Origin of the sequence: Spirosoma fluviale (assembly GCF_900230225.1) — a bacterium.
Lineage (GTDB): Bacteria > Bacteroidota > Bacteroidia > Cytophagales > Spirosomataceae > Spirosoma > Spirosoma fluviale.
The window spans coordinates 951,195-968,886 of the sequence record NZ_OCNH01000001.1; the positions used below are offsets into that span (position 1 = coordinate 951,195).

17 protein-coding genes are annotated in these 17,692 nt (G+C 52.2%); 6 read left to right on the forward strand and 11 right to left on the reverse strand.

Annotation, left to right across the window (positions count from 1 at the left end):
• The first annotated feature begins 7 nt into the window (after nt 1-7).
• Genes CRO74_RS03960 through CRO74_RS03970 form a run of 3 tightly spaced genes read left to right on the forward strand, consistent with a single transcriptional unit; the run spans nt 8 to nt 2,511 of the window.
• A complete protein-coding gene (locus CRO74_RS03960; RefSeq protein ID WP_097124683.1) occupies nt 8-1,183 on the forward strand; it encodes an acyl-CoA dehydrogenase family protein in 1,176 nt (391 codons plus the stop codon).
• Nucleotides 1,167-2,027, forward strand: a complete 861-nt coding sequence (locus CRO74_RS03965) for a PIG-L deacetylase family protein (RefSeq protein ID WP_097124685.1) — start codon at nt 1,167-1,169, stop codon at nt 2,025-2,027. The genes CRO74_RS03960 and CRO74_RS03965 overlap by 17 nt, the downstream gene beginning before the upstream one ends.
• A complete protein-coding gene (locus tag CRO74_RS03970) occupies nt 1,924-2,511 on the forward strand; it encodes a class I SAM-dependent DNA methyltransferase (RefSeq protein ID WP_097124687.1) in 588 nt (195 codons plus the stop codon). Before CRO74_RS03965 ends, CRO74_RS03970 begins: the two co-directional genes overlap by 104 nt.
• 111 nt (nt 2,512-2,622) lie before the next feature.
• On the opposite strand, the gene CRO74_RS03975 is transcribed toward CRO74_RS03970, so the two are convergent.
• From CRO74_RS03975 to CRO74_RS03985, 3 genes are all read right to left on the reverse strand, one after another.
• Nucleotides 2,623-3,777 (reverse strand): glycosyltransferase family 2 protein, encoded by a 1,155-nt coding sequence (locus CRO74_RS03975; RefSeq protein WP_097124688.1) that lies wholly within the window; start codon nt 3,775-3,777, stop codon nt 2,623-2,625.
• Between the two features lie 112 nt (nt 3,778-3,889).
• Nucleotides 3,890-4,465 carry a phosphatase PAP2 family protein gene (locus tag CRO74_RS03980; RefSeq protein ID WP_097124689.1) on the reverse strand — a complete coding sequence of 192 codons (576 nt, stop codon included), beginning with the start codon at nt 4,463-4,465 and terminating at the stop codon, nt 3,890-3,892.
• Between the two features lie 3 nt (nt 4,466-4,468).
• Nucleotides 4,469-5,383: a sugar phosphate isomerase/epimerase family protein gene (locus CRO74_RS03985; RefSeq protein WP_097124690.1), complete on the reverse strand. Its 915-nt coding sequence runs from the start codon at nt 5,381-5,383 to the stop codon at nt 4,469-4,471.
• A gap of 198 nt (nt 5,384-5,581) precedes the next feature.
• On the opposite strand from CRO74_RS03985, the gene CRO74_RS03990 reads away from it, so the two are divergent.
• Complete coding sequence (locus tag CRO74_RS03990) at nt 5,582-6,628, forward strand: hypothetical protein (RefSeq protein ID WP_097124691.1); 1,047 nt, start codon at nt 5,582-5,584, stop codon at nt 6,626-6,628.
• A 40-nt stretch (nt 6,629-6,668) separates the two neighbouring features.
• On the opposite strand, the gene CRO74_RS03995 is transcribed toward CRO74_RS03990, so the two are convergent.
• From CRO74_RS03995 to CRO74_RS04030, 8 genes are all read right to left on the reverse strand, one after another.
• Nucleotides 6,669-7,700 carry a DUF4249 domain-containing protein gene (locus tag CRO74_RS03995; protein ID WP_097124693.1) on the reverse strand — a complete coding sequence of 344 codons (1,032 nt, stop codon included), beginning with the start codon at nt 7,698-7,700 and terminating at the stop codon, nt 6,669-6,671.
• On the reverse strand, nt 7,697-8,410 hold the full coding sequence (locus CRO74_RS04000; RefSeq protein ID WP_097124694.1) for a TonB-dependent receptor: 714 nt from the start codon (nt 8,408-8,410) through the stop codon (nt 7,697-7,699). The genes CRO74_RS03995 and CRO74_RS04000 overlap by 4 nt, the downstream gene beginning before the upstream one ends.
• Nucleotides 8,411-10,099, reverse strand: coding sequence for a TonB-dependent receptor (locus tag CRO74_RS04005; protein WP_097124695.1), 1,689 nt, complete (start codon nt 10,097-10,099; stop codon nt 8,411-8,413).
• Between the two features lie 289 nt (nt 10,100-10,388).
• On the reverse strand, nt 10,389-10,622 hold the full coding sequence (locus CRO74_RS04010; RefSeq protein ID WP_097124697.1) for a response regulator transcription factor: 234 nt from the start codon (nt 10,620-10,622) through the stop codon (nt 10,389-10,391).
• A gap of 114 nt (nt 10,623-10,736) precedes the next feature.
• Nucleotides 10,737-11,714, reverse strand: coding sequence for a tryptophan--tRNA ligase (gene trpS, locus CRO74_RS04015; protein WP_097124698.1), 978 nt, complete (start codon nt 11,712-11,714; stop codon nt 10,737-10,739).
• Nucleotides 11,715-11,885: 171 nt separating this feature from the next.
• Entirely contained in the window at nt 11,886-14,153 is a 2,268-nt protein-coding gene (locus tag CRO74_RS04020) for an NADP-dependent malic enzyme (RefSeq protein ID WP_097124699.1), read from the reverse strand.
• 73 nt (nt 14,154-14,226) lie between these two features.
• Nucleotides 14,227-15,255 carry a hypothetical protein gene (locus CRO74_RS04025; protein ID WP_097124700.1) on the reverse strand — a complete coding sequence of 343 codons (1,029 nt, stop codon included), beginning with the start codon at nt 15,253-15,255 and terminating at the stop codon, nt 14,227-14,229.
• A 26-nt stretch (nt 15,256-15,281) separates the two neighbouring features.
• On the reverse strand, nt 15,282-15,698 hold the full coding sequence (locus CRO74_RS04030) for a hotdog fold thioesterase (RefSeq protein WP_097124701.1): 417 nt from the start codon (nt 15,696-15,698) through the stop codon (nt 15,282-15,284).
• Between the two features lie 68 nt (nt 15,699-15,766).
• Here CRO74_RS04030 and CRO74_RS04035 point away from each other — a divergent pair, with 68 nt between their 5' ends.
• Nucleotides 15,767-16,402 carry a histidine phosphatase family protein gene (locus CRO74_RS04035; RefSeq protein ID WP_097126005.1) on the forward strand — a complete coding sequence of 212 codons (636 nt, stop codon included), beginning with the start codon at nt 15,767-15,769 and terminating at the stop codon, nt 16,400-16,402.
• 165 nt (nt 16,403-16,567) lie between these two features.
• A complete protein-coding gene (locus tag CRO74_RS04040) occupies nt 16,568-17,656 on the forward strand; it encodes a sensor histidine kinase (protein WP_097124702.1) in 1,089 nt (362 codons plus the stop codon).
• Nucleotides 17,657-17,692: the final 36 nt, after the last annotated feature.

Sequence of the window (17,692 nt, forward strand, 5' to 3'; positions counted from 1 at the left end):
GATACGTATGGAAATTCCCACTACCACTCGGCTAATTGACTCAGTACCCAACTTGCCAGTGAGCATTGATTCAAGTCAGTTAACGGAATTGCTCAGCCGGATTTATACGCTTGCCGCTGAGACCGATGATGAAAAGGCGTTTCCGGAAGAAGCGTTCGACGGACTGGCTAAAGCGGGCCTATTAGCCGTTACATTACCGAACCACCAACTCGATGGCCAACAGCCCCGAACGGCCGGACTGTTGCAGATATTAAAGCGAGTGGGCGCGGCTAATCTGGCGGTGGGACGAGTGTATGAAGGGCACATCAATGCCTTGAGTTTAATCCGGCATTACGCTACACCAAAACAGAAAAAGACCTGGTTTGCCGATGTAAGCCAGCATAATCGCTTGTTCAGCGTGTGGAACACCCAGGCTGGCGATGGCGTAAAAATTCATTTTATCGGGAATGGTCGTTACCGGCTGGAAGGGTCAAAAACCTTTTGCTCCGGGGCCGGTTACATTCAGAGGCCACTTGTAACGGGGCAACTCGTGGGCGGACCGACAGCGGGCTGGCAGATGTGCATCATTCCGACTGAGCGCGTGAAGGAAATTCCGCAGGATGACCGGTTCTGGCAACCGCTGGGTATGCGGGCCTCCGTTAGCTATAAACTGGACTTCACCGGGGTCGAACTGGATGAAGATGATCTGCTGGGGCAACCCGACGACTATTACCGACAACCGTATTTTAGTGGAGGAGCTATTCGCTTTGCGGCCGTTCAGCTGGGTGGGGCGGAGGCTTTGTTCGATGCAACAAGATCGTTCCTTTCCTCGATGGGTCGTACCGACGACGCATTTCAACGGATGCGTCTAGCCGAAATGGCCTGTCTGATTGAATCGGGGAATCAGTGGATCAACAGCGCCGGGCTGAAAACCGACGAATGGCAGGCCAGTAGGACCGACGCCGAGAAAATTGTTGCCTACGCGAATATGACCCGGACAACTATCGAAGAGATCTGCCTACGCATGATGCCCCTCGCCGAACGCTCGGTGGGTGCCCGTGGGTTGATGCGCCCGCTGCCATTTGAGCGGATTCACCGCGACCTGACATTTTACCTCCGGCAACCGGCACCGGATGCTACCCTGCTCGATATTGGTCGATTTGTTCTTGATATTCAACAGAAAGCAAATGAACTCTGGAAATGATAAAGCAAATGTCCTTGACGAGTTAGCTCGTATTGCTGATCTCGACACCCTCGGTGATACCTTTGTAGTCGCTCCTCATCCGGATGATGAATCACTGGGCTGCGGAGGAACTATAGCCCAGTTATGCCAACGGGGTTATGCCGTACATGTGCTGTTTATCAGTGACGGCACCATGTCGCATCCCAACTCGGCGAGCTACCCGGCCGATCGGCTCCGGCAAGTGCGCGAACAGGAAGCGCTGGACGCGCTGACTATTTTGGGGGTGCCGCGTGAGAATGTCATTTTCATGCGGCAGAAAGATACGCGGGTAGCTATGCCGCATAGTCTCTGTTTTAGTAATGCGGTCGACTGTATCCATGACCTTTTGATGATCTACAAGCCGACAACGGTACTCGTCCCCTGGCGACGCGACCCCCACCGCGATCATCGGGCGAGCTGGCATCAACTGACCGCTGCCGTCGATAAGCTTAAGAACAAGCCCCGCGTGCTCGAATACCTAATCTGGTTGTGGGAGCTGGGTACGGAGGAGGATATGCCGGTAGAAAATGAAATGCTGGCCTGGCGGGTTCCGATCGAGTCGGTCATGGAACTGCGCAATAGGGCTATTGCCGCGCATCGCTCGCAGGTGAGCCGAATGATCGACGATGACCCCACGGCTTTCTACCTGTCGCCGGAATTACTGGAGCATTTTAAAGAGCCAAGAGAATTATTTCTGGAACAACCTAACCGAGAACCTCATCATGCCAGCGTCCAGCCTGAATACCACTTATTTCGATGGTGTTTATCGGGCCAGCAACGACCCATGGGCCTTCGAAACCAGTCCATACGAACGGGCAAAATATGAGGCTACCCTCGCTGCACTACCGCGCGAACACTATGCAAATGCTTTCGAAATTGGATGCTCGATTGGGGTACTCAGCCAAATGCTGGCAAGCCGTTGTGGTGCCCTTTTGTCAGTCGATGCCAGTGAACTACCACTAAAAACGGCTCGTGCCCGGCTTGCCCCCTACAAACAGGTAACTGTGCGGCAAATGAGTATTCCCGGTGAGTTTCCTGAAGGGGAGTTTGATTTGATTCTGCTGTCGGAAGTGGGGTATTATCTGGCGATGGAGGATTTGCAACGGGCGCGTCAGCAGATGCTCGACCAGTTGACCCGAGACGGCCATTTGTTACTGGTTCACTGGACACCAGTGGTCCATGATTATCCGCTGACGGGTGATCAGGTCCACGATGAGTTCATGAAAATGGCTGGTCCTGACAAGCCGCTAAAACACCTGCTGGGCCAGCGCGGAGAAACGTATCGGCTGGATTTGTTTCAAAAGAGTTGAGGTGTCGTACCGAGCGTCGGCCCGGCGACCGTCCCGATCGGGCGGGAAACGACTTGATATACATCCGACCGGGACGGTCGCCGGGCTGACGCTCGATATGACAGTAAGTCATCAGGAAGCCAGGTAGGACCGTAAATTTTGAATGGCAACCGTGATCGGAACGGGTTGCCAGTGGGTTGCCCAGGCCCCCGTGGTCATCTTTTCCTCAACCTTTTCCCACAGGGAGCCAAAGAAACTGTTTTGTCGAATCTCCGCAGCCAGCCAGTCGAAGTCGATCAGCAGCTCATTGGCAATACGTTGGAGTAAGTGGATTTGAACCGGTTGCTTTCGTTGCTGCCAGCACAACCGCAGTTGCTGGCGGTTACGAAGTTGCGTAATGACCGCTTCTGCCGGTTGGGCCAGCTGACATTGATTGGTTTCTGTCATGGCTGACCAGTAGCGAAGCTGTTCCGAAAAACCAACGGCCACCCGGCCCTGCGTTCGGGTAGAGGTGTAGACTTTAACGAGGGGGCTTTTCCGAACCTTGGCGTCCATTCGGATTAGCGCCCGGTAAAAGGCCTCATCCTCCAGAAAAGGTTTTTCCGGCAGTCGGCCCACCCGGTCGTACATTCGGCAGGTAACCGCAATGCTGGCGCCAAAATGCTGGAAATGCCGGGGCCAGGGGTCATGTAAACAGGGGTCGAACTGAGCTTCAGCTTTGGCAACCAATGTCCGGTACATGACGTCGCGCAGGTGGTATAAGCGCACCTGACTCTGATCGGGGTGGGTTAAAATTCGACCACCAACAGCATCGTTACCGTTCGAAATCTCAAGCATAATACTATGAATCCAGTGCTGGTCGACAATAGTATCGCCATCGGTCGATGCAATGATGCCGTTCGGATTACCACTATCCGTTAGCCGCCGGTAGGCTTCGTCCATGAGCAACCGCCTTACGGTACCGATATTTGCTTTGTTGGGTGGTAACTGAATCTGGGCGATGTGAAGGGCAAACGCTGGATATTGACGCTGGTACCGACGGGCTACCTCATAGGAATGATCGGTACAGTTATTGGCCAGTAAAAGGACTTCGTAACAGCTTGAATCGAGGGGTAAATCATTGCCAGCAAGCTGTTTGCGTAGCGCATCCAGCGTGTCGGTCAAGTGATGTGCTTCGTTTCGTACCGGAACAATTACAGTCAGTTGCAGGGTTGATGAAGGCAACGTTTGGTTAAACAAAAGCCGGTTGCCGGGTGCGTCATTAATCTCTGTGATAGAAGGCTGCATAGAACTACTTGTGGGTCCGTATGCGAAAATTTAGTGCGGACACGTCGTAGTTTTTAACCATCTGTACGCCGGATTGTTGGCGGCCGTACACGAAGTTATTGGCAGAAACAGATCAGGCTATTTTACGGCTATTGGAGTGCCGCTGCCATTTCCTGAAACCGGTTACACTAATGGCCGCTGCCAATACACCAACCCCGGTGCCAGCGAGTACATCGAGCGGATAGTGAGCGGCCACGTAGATTCGGCTGTAAGAAACCACGGCAGCCCACAAAAATCCCCATCGCAGCCAGCGGTGTTCGTTTCCCAGCATCAGCCAAAGGCTGGTTGCCAGAGCAAACGTAGTCGATGCGTGCGAGGAGCAGAACCCGTACTGCCCGCCACATTCGAGCACCGGGTGAATGAGTTTTTGAAGAGATAGTTCGTGGCAGGGCCGCAGCCGTTGGGTGAGGGGCTTGATGATCGAAGACGCCACCTGATCGGCCAGCGCAACCGAAACGATAATGGTTAAAATGAGCCAAACGGCCTGTTGGCGATACCGGTAAATCAGCCAGCCGATCAGGATCGCATAAAATGGAATCCAGCTGTTACGCTCCGTGATCCAGATCATGATCGGGTCCAGCCAGGGCAGATAACGACCGTTAAGCCAGAGAAAAAACCGGATGTCCAGTTGATTAAGTGCGTCAATCATGAATTACAGAACCAGAAACTGACTTAGGTAATTTCGGGCGGTCAGGATGGCGGTTTTGACATCTTGCGGCTGACTTTCGTAGGCCTTATCTTCCACTTCAATACAGACTGGTCCCCGGTAGCGAACGTCGGTCAGGGCGGCAAAAAAGTCACGCCAGCGAACATCGCCCAGGCCGGGAAGTTTGGGCGAATGGTATTCCAGCGGATTGGCCATAATGCCCACCCGGTTCAATTTGTCGCGGTACAGTTTTACGTCTTTCAAGTGGATGTGGTGCAGCCGGTCGCGGTAGTCGTAAATGGGTTTGACTTCGTCCATCATCTGCCAGATCAGGTGGCTTGGGTCGTAGTTGAGGCCCAGTGCCCGCGAGGGGATAATCTCGAACATCCGGTCCCAGATGGCGGGTGTGGTGGCGAGGTTTTTGCCGCCCGGCCACTCATCGTCCGTAAACCACATGGGGCAGTTTTCAATGCCGATTTTAACATTACACTCCTCGGCGACCTTGACAATGGCTGGCCAGTGTTCGGCATACAGCTTCAGGTTGTCGGTAATGCTCAGCGATGGGTTTCGGCCGATGAATGTGTTCACTACCGGAACGCCGAGCCGGGCAGCCGCCCGAATGATCTTCTTGATGTGTTCGCGATAAAATTCAGCCTGCTCCGGGTTGGGGTCGAGCGGATTTGGGTAATACCCCAGCCCTGAAATTGACACCTTGTAAAGCCGGGTCAGGTTATGGATCTGATCGACATGCAGGTTGTCGACATCGATGTGCGTTACCCCGGCATACCGACGTGCATCGGCATTTTCCGACGGCCAGCACATCAGTTCAACGCATTTAAACTGATGTTCCGAAGCAAATTTCAATACGCTGTTGAGATCATAATCGGCCAGAATAGCCGAAACAAAGCCGAGGTTAAGCATGAAAAGAGGTACGATTTAGGTCAATAGTCAATTCGTCAGGAAATGGTGGGCTAAGTTAAGCGATTGTTATGGGACAGGCTATAAAATGCCGCAAATAACAGCGTTGACTGTAGTTCTGAATACCATTTAATTGGTTGATTAAGAAAGAATTAGCTAAATGGTTATATCTTTGAAATCCCACCTAAACTGGCTACTGCCATGCACATTAATATATCCACACTGCTCGATGTGGCCATTGGCCTCATTTTCATCTTTTTTGTTTTCAGCATTTTTGTTTCGGGAATTGTCGAGTTGATCAACAGCCTGATCGAGCAACGGGCCAAGCTGCTTCGCCTTGCGCTGGGTAAATTGCTGGGGAAGGCACTGTCTAAGGAATTTTTTGAGCATCAACTTACCGAAATTAAGCAAGAGCACTTTGCCGGTTTCCGAAAGCCCATCAGCTATCTCTCGGCTGAGTCGTTTTCAACGGTGCTGATTGATTTATTAACCCGGTCGGCCGGTGGTCAGCTGCCGTCGGACCTGAAGCCTACTGAACAGACTTTTGAGAAGATTAAACAACTCAGTAACCAATCTGATGCCGGGAAATACGAAACAGTCATAAAATTAATCCAGCCCATCCTGGCTAAATCAGACAATTTTAACACCTTTCAAACGGAGCTGGAAAAGTGGTATAACGGCTACATGGAGCAGGTTTCGGGCTGGTTTAAGCGGTATGTGCAGGGCGTGCTGAGGCTGGTTGCGCTGGTGGTAACACTGCTGCTCAACGTAGATACCATTCACCTCACCAATCAGCTTTTCAACGACAATGGCCTGCGCGATCGACTGGTCGATGCCGCCGTAAAAACGACGGCAGATGGGGGAGCCTCCTTCAAAAAAGATACGGCTTTCGTAAGCCAGCTTGCCCGGTATGACTCCAGTCTCGTTAAGAAAGACTCGCTTAACAGCAGTAAGATTCAGATTAAACCAGCGTTGACGGGGGCCGATAGCCTTGTGGTGCAGGCGGTCTATGTCGATTTTGTGAAAGGCCGGGTAGCCGATCTTAAATTACCAATTGGCTGGGTGCTGACGGGTAAACAAGGCCCCTGGTTACCGGGGCAGGATCATGGCGTCGCTTTTTTAGGCTGGCTGCTCACCGCTGCCGCGCTCTCGTTTGGTGCTCCTTTCTGGTTCGATCTGTTACTCAAACTGGTCAATATCCGGAATACGGCCCGTCGTCCGTCCGGTAACACCGGTTCGAGTAATTGATTTTAGGACTAGCTTATATTTAGGGGTGTTTCACGATGCTTTAGCGCCAGCCGTCGGGTCGTTGCCCGGTGCGGTATGAACTTTCTGTACAGGCCGCGCAGGTATTCCAGAAAGGAAACTGAGTGATGGCGAAGGGCAATACGGGAGCGCGGAGCCGGTTAATGTAAACAATCTTTTCCCGCCGGGCCGATACCTGAAAATAGCCGAGTAGGGGTGGCCCGGTTGTATTGGTATTTCGTAAATTCCCCGCCAGTGTCGCCGGTGGTACATCGAAAACACTGCCCACGTTACCCGTCAGATTCTGAATCGCCAGCCAATATTGATAAGCCTCCCGACTCAGCGACTGTTGGCCGATACGCAGATAAAAGGGTGAAATGTCGTCATTCGGTGCCGCAGCTACACGCTGACCGCTTAGTCGACGTCCATTGACGAGTCGGTCTGAGGCTAGCAAAATCTGACCCGCGCTGCGGCTGATGTCCCAGCAGTCAGAGCAGCACCGCTGGGCATAGGTCACGTTCGTACCGCTGGGCCGGAACAGTAAACAGTTATCGGCTTTTTCGTAATGAATCCAATCCCACTGGTAGTAGTTCTCTTCCGCAGCCGGATCATTTACGTCGACAAATACCCTGAACTCGCCGTTGATGTTACTGCCGGGAATAGATTGAAACCGGGTATAGACGGTATCAATGGGCGCAACTGGACGCAATAGTTCAGGATCAGAACGGTAGGTTAATTCCTGGTAAGTAATTGTCAATGTGTAAGTTCGGCCTGGCTCGCCCCGAAAATCCGTTGGCGAACTGAAGTTTCCCCGTCCATCGTCCAGGAAAATCGTACGCCGGTTCCGATCGTCAGATAATGTCATAGTGGCTCCTTTGACCCGCTCATCAAAGACGCTCTCCTGATTATTATAACCCGCCGAGAGCGTCAGCGCGAACCGGTATGGGCCGGGAGCGTCGGTGAGGGTTCCTTCAAACACCGGATATTTCGACCCACCTTTCAATTGCGGGTCATACGGTTCTACGCAGGATACGGCAAGTAGGGATAAGATCAGCAACCAGAAACGAACTGTCATAAACGAATAGTATAACTTATGGAGGGAATGACGGCGCCTAACACGGAGAATTTATAAGCGGTCACGATGTTGTAGTAGTCAGCGTATCGGGGGGTAGTCTGCACATAAATGGAATAGGCGTTGCGACGGCCCAGCATGTTGTAGAGCGAGAAGTTCCAGTCGCTCTCAAAACGTCGCCCGCTTCCACGCGGATTGCTGATGGTCAGGCCGATATCGGCACGCAGATAATCGGGAAGGCGGCTTTGGTTACGATCCGTATAATAGGGGACAATGCGGTTGCCGATATAAAGTTTGGCAACTGGATAGGTTACGGGTCGCCCTGAGTTGTAGACCCCGTTAAACGACAGGCTGATTCGGGAGTTTAGCTTATAATTCAGCACGGCGTTAAAGACGTGCGGCCGGTCATGACCGGCGGGGTAATACTGACCATTGTTAACCGTTTCGGCCGGGCCGGACCCGGCGATGCGATAGCGGGTTTGGGAAAACGTATAACTCAGCCAGCCCGTCAGAAGACCGCTGCTTCGCCGGATGAATACTTCCAGCCCACGGGCAAAACCATCTCCCTGCAAGACGGCTGTTTCAGGATACGGATTCAGCAATAATGGCACGTTGCCGCGAAAGTCATTAACACCGGTCAGCCATTTGTAAAACCCCTCTACGGATACCTCAAGGGCTGCACCGGGCAGGTGGTGGAAATAACCCAGAGACACCTAGTCCGCGATTTGTGGACGTAAATGGGTATCCGCTACTTTCCAGCGATCGGCTGGCAGGGCGGCCGTCGTATTGGAAAGCAGTTGTACGTACTGAACCATGCGGCCGATGCCCAACTTGACCGATACGCGTTCGCCCGGTGCCCAACGGACCGACATCCGGGGCTCTACATTACCGAATGTCGTTGAGAACCGACCGCCGGGCGTTACGACCGAGTCCATAAGCGTTTCGGAAGAAGGGGTTTGCCCCGGACGGTAGCGGTAGGTTACGTCGGGCCCCAGCCGGGCCAGCCCCGACACGCGCAAACCCGCCTGCATCGACCATCGCTTGTTCAACGTCAGGTCGGTATGGCTGTAGAGGGCTCCCTCCAGCGCCTGTTCGTTAGGGAGCGTAACCGGATTGATCTGGGAGGCTCCTCCCAAAGCCTCCAACTGGCCGGCAGTCACCCCGTAGCGTATGCCAATAGCACCCACATCGGTATGCCAGCGGTCGTTGGGCGTGTAGGTGAAGTTGGTTTTTAGGTGTGAATAATCCAGTCCTGAGGTTAACTGGTAGGCACTGGACGAATCGGGTGTGCTGACCGTTGCCTGGTAGCGGCTCCAGACAAGGCTGCTTTGAGCCTGCCAGCGAGCCGACAGGTAGCGCGACCACTGTAGCGTTAGCGAACGGGTCTGCCAACCGAAAGTAGACGATGAGCCGCTGAGTTCAACCTGGCGTAGCGAGTCACCGGGCAGTGTAAAGCGGTCGGCGCTACTGAATGCGGTCAGTGAAATTTTATTGCGGGCGTCAGGCCGGTAATCGAAGCGGGCTGTCAAGTCGTGAAAACCACCTCGTACGCCAGTCAATGCCCGAACCGGGAACAGGGCCAGTAATGGGTTAACCGTAGAGAGCCGACCGGCTATATAAGCTGTCAACTTTTGGCGAATAAGGGGCATTTCCAGCTTCAGTCGGCTACTTAGCAGGCCTACCCCAATAACCAGCTCGGGTTTTGTGGCATTGGCATCGCGGAGCCTAACCTGAAGTACGGAGGCCGCCCGGCCACCATAACCGGCCGGGGCTGTTCCCCGATAGAACGACATGTCCTGTACCACATCGGGATTAAACACCGACAGAAAGCCTAAAAGATGTTGGGCATTAAACAAAGGGACTTCATCGAGCAGCATTAAGTTCTGGTCGGCACTGCCCCCTCGTACGTTAAAGCCGCTGGAAGCCTCTCCGACATTACTTACCCCTGGTAGTAATTGCACCGAGCGCATAACGTCCAATTCACCCAGCAGCACCGGTAATGTGCGCAGGGTTCGTACCGACAGGGTGGTCAAGCCAACGGAGCTACTACGTACGGCCTGACCGGGTTGCGTACCCGTCACCGTAGCCTCCCGCAGAAGTGAGATTCGTTCAACCAAAGAAACAGTCAAGGCCGTATTTGCCCGAATGGTCAGGCTACGCTGCTGGGTTTCATAGCCCTGGTGGGAGAACTGAATCGTTTGCAGGCCCTTGGGAATCGGAAGCCGATAATAACCCAACGAGTCAGTGGTCGTTCCAAAGCCCGTATCCAATACCAGCAGCGATGAGCCTGACAAGGGTTGCTCGGCAGCATCGCGCACATAACCGGTTAGCAAAAACGTAGACTGAGCCCAACCGTTGATCGAAAGAAATGTTGTTAACAGGAAAAGGTAGAAAACCTTCATTTGCCGTATACTGCGTAAAATAGACTTTCATTGTTCAGATTTTTAACGAAGAGCTATTGACATGAACTAGAGAAAGTACCAGAAAGGACGCTGGCAAGTCCGTATGCAGGGCAAAAAGGTTTTAGGACGTATCGGCAATTAAGTGAAATTACTGCTTGATGGCAACTTTATGCCAGTACAGTAGATTGCCCCGGCACCATCTGGACTGATTTGATGGTGCCGGGGCAATCGTTTCTATTCAGAATGAACTATTTTTTTGAAGAGGATCGGTGCATTACCTCTCATAAAATCAGGGCGTTACCAAACCGGTTCGTACGGCCCAGAGCGCCAGACCAACCCTACTTTTTACACTGAATCGTTCGAAAAGCGTTTCACGATACCCGTCCACCGTACGGGGGCTGACGCACATACGGTCGGCAATTTGAACGTACGTTAATTCGGAGCAGGCCAGTTGTAAAAAGTGACGTTCGCGCGGATTCAACTTGACTGAATTAAGGTTGTAGGGAGGGCGTTGGTTAGTCATGATTTCAGGATATGGAGAGTTGGAATGTTCACTTCGGTAGATAACGGTGAAAATAAACAGAGCCTACGCTTTTTCCCAAATCATCTGTGTTAACGGTTGTTTTCTGTTTCTCAGTTAGTTAAAACCTAATTTTTCGCGCACCCGTGCAATGGTTTGGCCTGCTACAACCCGCGCTTTGGCTTCACCCGCCTGAAGTTCGGCTTCGAGGGCATCGTTGTTGGTCATGTAAAAATTGAATCGTTCACGCTCTTCGGCAAACTGCTCCAGAATGAGTTCGTAGAATGCTTTTTTCGCCATGCCATAGCCGTAATTCCCGCCTTCGTAAAGGCTACGCATTTCGGCAATTTTTTCGTCCGATGCCAGTAACGAATACAACTGGAACGTAATATCCGTAGCCGGGTCTTTGGGCTCTTCGAGCGGTGTCGAATCTGATTTTATCTTCTTGATCACTTTCCATAGCTCGTTTTCAGGCAGGAAAATGTCGATGTAGTTGTTATACGACTTACTCATTTTGGCCCCGTCGATACCCGGAATCGTCATGAGCCGGTCGTCGATACGCGCTTCGGGCAGCACAAACACATCTTCGTCATACTGTCTGTTGAATGCACTGGCAATGTCACGGGTCATTTCGATGTGTTGCCGCTGGTCTTTTCCAACGGGGATGATTTCGGCATCATACAGCAGAATATCGGCGGCCTGCAAGACCGGGTACACGAACAAACCCGTATTGACCGGACCCGTGGCCCGATCCGATTTTTCCTTAAACGACGTAGCGTTGTTCAGCATTGGAATGGGCGTGAAGCAACTGAGGTGCCACGCCAGTTCGGTATGCTCGGCCACCCGCGACTGCCGCCAGAATGTGTTCTTGGCGGTATCCAGGCCAAAGGCCAGCCAGGTAGCCGCTACGGCTCGGGTAAACTCCCGACGCGTAGGGCCGTCTTTGATGGTCGTGAGCGAATGAAGATCCGCAATGAATAAAAACGACTCATTGTCGGGCTGTTTGGATAAGTCGATGGCAGGCTTAATTGCCCCCAGAATGTTCCCCAAATGCGGTCGCCCGCTGCTCTGAATACCTGTTAAAATGCGTGACATGGGTTTTTTAGTTGTTAGGAGTTAGGAGTTAGGAGTTAGGAGTCAGGAGGGCTGACCGCACCGGCGGACCGGCGTGTTTTTTTGCTGGTGCGTCAGCCCTCCTAACTCCTCGCTCCTAACTCCTAACTCCTTAAAAAATGCTCCTCGCTCCTAATACTTACTACTAACTACTTACTTCCCTTGTGCTTCTACTACGGCAATGGCGACCATATTGACAATTTCACGCTCCGATGAACCTAGCTGCAAGACATACACCGGCTTGCGGATGCCGAGCAGGATAGGCCCGATGGCATCGAAACCGGCCGCTTCACTCATTAAGTTGTAGGCGATGTTGGCCGCCGACAGGTTCGGAAAAATGAGTGTATTGGCCCCTTCACCAACCAGCTTGCTGAATGGGTGGTTTTGCTGAAGCAACTCGGTATTGAACGCTAAGTGCGCCTGAATTTCCCCATCCACCACCAGGTCGGGGTGTTTGCGTTGCAGGATGTCGACGGCCCGATTCATCTTTTCTGCATCTTCCCCCTGGGCACTGCCAAAGTTCGAATAAGTGACCAGGGCAATGCGGGGCTTTATGTTGAATCGCTCCACGGTTTGAGCCGTGAGTTCGGTAATTTCAACGATTTCCTCCGCCGTTGGATTAAAGTTGACGGTGGTATCGGAGAAGAACAGCGGCCCGCGCTTGGTAAGCAAAATGTACATCCCTGCCACGCGCTTCACCCCCGGTTCTTTGCCGATGATCTGAAGAGCGGGCCGGATGGTTTCGGGATACGAACCCGTCAAGCCCGAAATCAGGGCGTCGGCCTCACCGGTTTCGACCATCATGGCCCCGAAATAATTGCGGTAGTACATCATCTTGCGCGCTTCGGTCGGGTTGACACCCTTGCGTTTCCGCTTGTCGAAATACACACTCGCAAACTTCTCGATCAACCCCGTTTGCTCGGGTGCGCGGGGATCGAGAATCGGAATATGCCCTAGGTCAAGGCTGTTTTCCTGGATGAGCCGCTCAATCTTGGCACGCTCGCCGAGCAGGATCGGGTGGGCAATGCCTTCGTCCCGTACCTGCTGGGCCGCTTTTAGTACTTTCAGGTTTTCGGCATCGGCAAAAACAACCCGTTTGGGGTTCGCTTTGGCTTTTGTCAGAATAACCCGCGAAATCTGGTTGTCTTGTCCCAGTCGGCGGGCAAGCTGGTGTTCGTAGGCCTCCCAATCCGTAATGGGCGACCGCGCCACCCCCGACTCGATGGCCGCTTTCGCCACCGCCGGAGCTACTGTAGATAACAGACGCGGGTCAACGGGTTTGGGCAAAATATACGTCCGGCCAAAAATCATGTTCGACTCTCCATAGGCCAGATTGACCAGATCCGGTACGGGCTTTTTGGCTAAATCGGCCAGCGCGTAGGTAGCCGCCAGCTTCATGGCTTCGTTGATTTCGGTAGCCCGAACGTCGAGCGCCCCCCGGAAAATGTACGGGAAACCGAGAACGTTATTGACCTGATTGGGGTAATCGGATCGACCCGTGGCCATAATAATGTCGGGTCGGGCGGCCATGGCGTCGTCGTAACTGATTTCCGGATTTGGATTGGCCATGGCAAACACAACGGCATCTTTGGCCATCAGGCGAATCATGTCCTGATTAACGATATTTCCTTTGGATAACCCTACAAATACATCGGCTCCGGCAAAGGCGTCTTCCAGCGTTTTGATGTCGCGGCTGGTGGCAAACGGTTGCATAAGTTCGCTCAGGTCGGTGCGGTCAGTGCGAAGCGGACCGTTCACATCGAACATCACCATGTTTTCGTGTTTGGCCCCCAGGGCAATGTATTGGCGGGCGCACGAAATAGCGGCTGCTCCCGCGCCCAGAATAACGAATTTTGCGGTTTCGATGGGCTTGTGAACCAGCTCAAGCGCGTTGAGCAAAGCTGCCCCGCTTACGATGGCCGTACCGTGCTGATCATCGTGCATGACGGGGATGTTCATCTCCCGTTTGAGCCGTTCTTCAATCTCGAAACATTCCGGCGCTTTGATGTCTTCCAGGTTCACACCACCAAACGTCGGTTCCAGAATCTTGACCGTTCGCACAAACTCGTCGATATTGGTCGTGTTCAGTTCCAGGTCGAAAACGTCGATGTCGGAATAGATTTTGAACAGCAGCCCTTTTCCTTCCATAACGGGTTTGCTGGCGTCCGGGCCAATATTGCCCAGTCCTAAAACGGCTGTACCATTGCTGATTACAGCCACCAGATTTCCTTTGGCGGTGTATTTGAAGGCATCGTCGGGGTTGGCTTCAATGGCCAGACAAGGCTCAGCAACGCCGGGAGAGTAAGCAAGTGAAAGGTCGCGCTGGGTGCTGTATTCTTTAGTTGGCACGACTTCAAGTTTTCCCGGACGTCCTTTAGCGTGGTAGTCGAGGGCATCTTCGCGCCGTATTTTTTGATTCATACTGTTGATGACGAGGGGTATTGTCCCGCTGATTGGAGCGTGAAGGTACGGAAAAAGTAGGCCGGGTGGCGTATCAATCTGTCCGGATAACGCTGTGCCGATCCACATAGACCCAGCCTGTCCAGCAAATCAGCAGTAAAAAAACGAGCAGAATGGTGCGAAATAAGGGGTTTGTCCGGGTTGGTTCAAAAACGGGCTCTGCCGACTGAAGACGGACGGCATGATCCTGGTAAATGCCATAGACTGAAATCAGTCCGTACTTGATGTATTTGTCGCCGATGGTGAGCGGCTCGGTATGGGCAATCTTTTTACGAAACTCGCTTTCCGGAATCAATAACGTAATTGGCTGATTGACACGAATAACTTCTTTAAGCGGTTGCAGGGATTGAGTATAAGCTCTCCTGCTGGCGTAAAAGTTGAGTTCCGGCCATTGGCGCAACCGAACATAAACACCCTTAAAACTCCCTTTGGGACGGTTTTCTGTAATCCGGTCAACTACATCCGTCACGGCAGTCAGCCTGGCTTTGGTGTGGTCAGCCTGATTATGGGCAAGGTATCCAAAGAGTATGTTGGCGATAATGAACAAAGCCAGTCCGGCTAAAAGCCACCGAAGGCGATTGCGTTCGGGAAGGGTCACGACTTTCCGGTAGGGGATCGACTCACCAAATTGGCAGAAATGAGCTTTTAGGCGGTCATACTCCGGAAATGTGTTCGATTTGATGATGAAAAAATCATTTTTCAGATAAACTGTCAATACCATAAAAGAGTCTCCCCGGCCAACTTCTTTCCGCTCATTGTGCGCAACAATATCGCTGTACCGGAATTGTCTTGTTTTTCGGGCCAGTTTCCGGATGCTGAATCCCTGTTCTGATAGGGTTACCGTTTTTGTTAAACGCCAGCATTCGGCCAGATAAGGTATCCATATAAACGCAGCCGCTGCACCATATAGGGGCGCAAAACTAAGATCGGCATAGGGTTGCCCGGCCAGCGCAATGGTTACGGGTAATACAACCGTTGCCAGCAGTATCATGAAGAGGCCAAATACGAGCCAGTAAACAATCCGCTGACTTATCCGAAACGTTTCTTCCCGTTGAGCTACCATAAAACAAATGCTGACGTGGTAACAACTTAACTCCCGATTACGGCAATAGTTAACCGGCTTACGCACACAAGCTTTTCCTGTTCGTCCGTGATGCGAATATCCCAGACATGGGTCGTACGGCCAACATGAATAGGGGTACAGCGCCCGTACACCCAGCCACTTCGAACCGAGCGGATGTGGTTGGCATTTATTTCAAGGCCCACCGCCCGTTGTTTGGTGGGGTCATCCAACATCATGTACGAGGCCACGCTGCCCAGCGTTTCTGCCAGTACGACGGAGGCTCCCCCGTGTAAAATGCCAAAGGGCTGATGTGTGCGCTTATCCACCGGCATACGGGCGATCAGATACCCTTCGCCAGCTTCGGTAAACTCAATGCCCAGGTGCGTACCGATAGAGTCAGTATGAATAAATTCAAGTGTACTTAAGTCAACCCCAGTTTTCATAAAGAGCGCGTTTTGTGTAATTTTGCACTCAAATTTGGGAAAATTTGCCAATAGGCAAGGATACAGGCTTGATACAAAAAACTATTTATCTGATTCGCCACGGCGAAACTGACTACAACCGGCGGGGTGTTGTACAGGGAAGTGGTGTAGACTCAGACCTCAACGATATGGGACGGGCCCAGGCGCAGGCATTTTTTCAGGCCTACCAGCATGTACCCTTCAGCAAGATTTATATCTCTGGTCTGAAGCGAACCTTCCAAACCGCTGAGCCTTTTATTGAGCTGGGGTTACCGTACGAGAAATTGACGGGCCTCAACGAGATTAGTTGGGGCGTTATGGAGGGAAAAGCCCCTGGGAACCTGGATAACGAATATTACCGGAATCTGATCGAAGCCTGGGAGTCGGGTAAAACCAGCCAGACGACCGATGGCGGAGAAAGTCCGGATCAGGTGGCGACCCGGCAGAAAGTGGCCATTGATACCATCCTTTCTCATCCCGATGAGTCGATTATTCTCGTGACTATGCACGGTCGGGCGATGCGTATTCTGCTTTGTTGGCTAACCAACCAGCCGCTTTCGACAATGGACCAGTTTGAGCACAGCAATCTGTGTCTGTATAAACTCCAGTACGATTACGACAAAGCCACGTTTACCATCGAACTGGCGAACGATACAGCTCATTTATTATCGCTGGCATTAGCGTGATTCCATAAAATCGTAGAAAAGCGGTGACGAAAGTCCCGCTTTTTCGCTTCTCCGCCAGATGGCCCGGCCTTCCTCCTTTTACTCCACTGGTGTAGTATGTACCGACCATCCGGCCCCTTATGCAGTATATTCGCTTTTTGATCGGCAGTGCCGTAGGAAACAGGGATGTCTAAACAGAAAATATATTGGTTTTGTCAGTTATTTGGGTGGTCGCTCCTCATCCTGGTGGAGTACATTGCCTACTTGCTGGAAGATGGCTTTGACCCGGATACGCTCTATTTAGCCATTGCCAATATATTTCTGGGTATCACCCTTACGCACCTCTACCGGCTTATGATTCGGCGGTGGAACTGGGTACGGTTACCCTTCTTTCGACTGGCACCACGTGTGCTGTTATCCGTTTTTGTGCTGGCGCTGATTATGACCATGGTCAACCTGCCCATGGATCGGATCATTGTGCCGCAGCATCTGATCGATGAGCCCTGGCCAGTATTTGGGTACATCATGACCTTCGGAAAAACGATGCTTGCCTGGGTATTGAGCTATACGGCCTATCATTATGTGGAAGAGAATCGTAATGCCGAAATCGAAAAGATTCTGTTAAAAACCAGTATTCGCGAAACCGAAGCCAAAGTATTGCGGTCGCAGTTAAATCCCCATTTCGTATTCAATGCCCTGAACAGTATTCGGGCGCTGGTCTTCGAAAATCCGGCTAAAGCGCAGCAGAGTATCACCCAACTCTCGAACCTGCTCCGTAACTCGCTCCTGGCCGACCGGCGAAAAACCGTTGAGCTGCGCGAAGAAATCAAAACCGTTGAGGATTACCTGGCCCTCGAAAAGGTTCGTTATGAAGATCGGTTAACGTCGAATATTGAACTTGACGGGCGGACGCTGTTCTGGCAGGTGCCGCCCATGATGCTGCAAACATTGGTTGAAAATGCCATTAAACACGGAGTATCAACGGCCATTCGGGGCGGATTTATTGAGGTTCGCTCCAGTCTGGTTGCGGATAAACTCCACATCATCATTCGCAATACGGGTGTGCTGGGAGACAAGAAGGCGTCGGGCGGATTTGGGCTGGCCAATACCGCTCAACGGCTGGAATTACTGTACGGTCCCGAGGCACAGTTTCAAATTTTCCAGGAAGAAGAATCCTCCGAAAACGGCCCGATTGTCTGTGCCGAAATAACTATCCCGGCCCAGTCTGAAAGTATATTTCGCCGGAAAGAGGCTGCTGTAAAGAGCCTGGATTAAAACGGTATTTGTAAATCTACCCCCTTTCGACCTGTT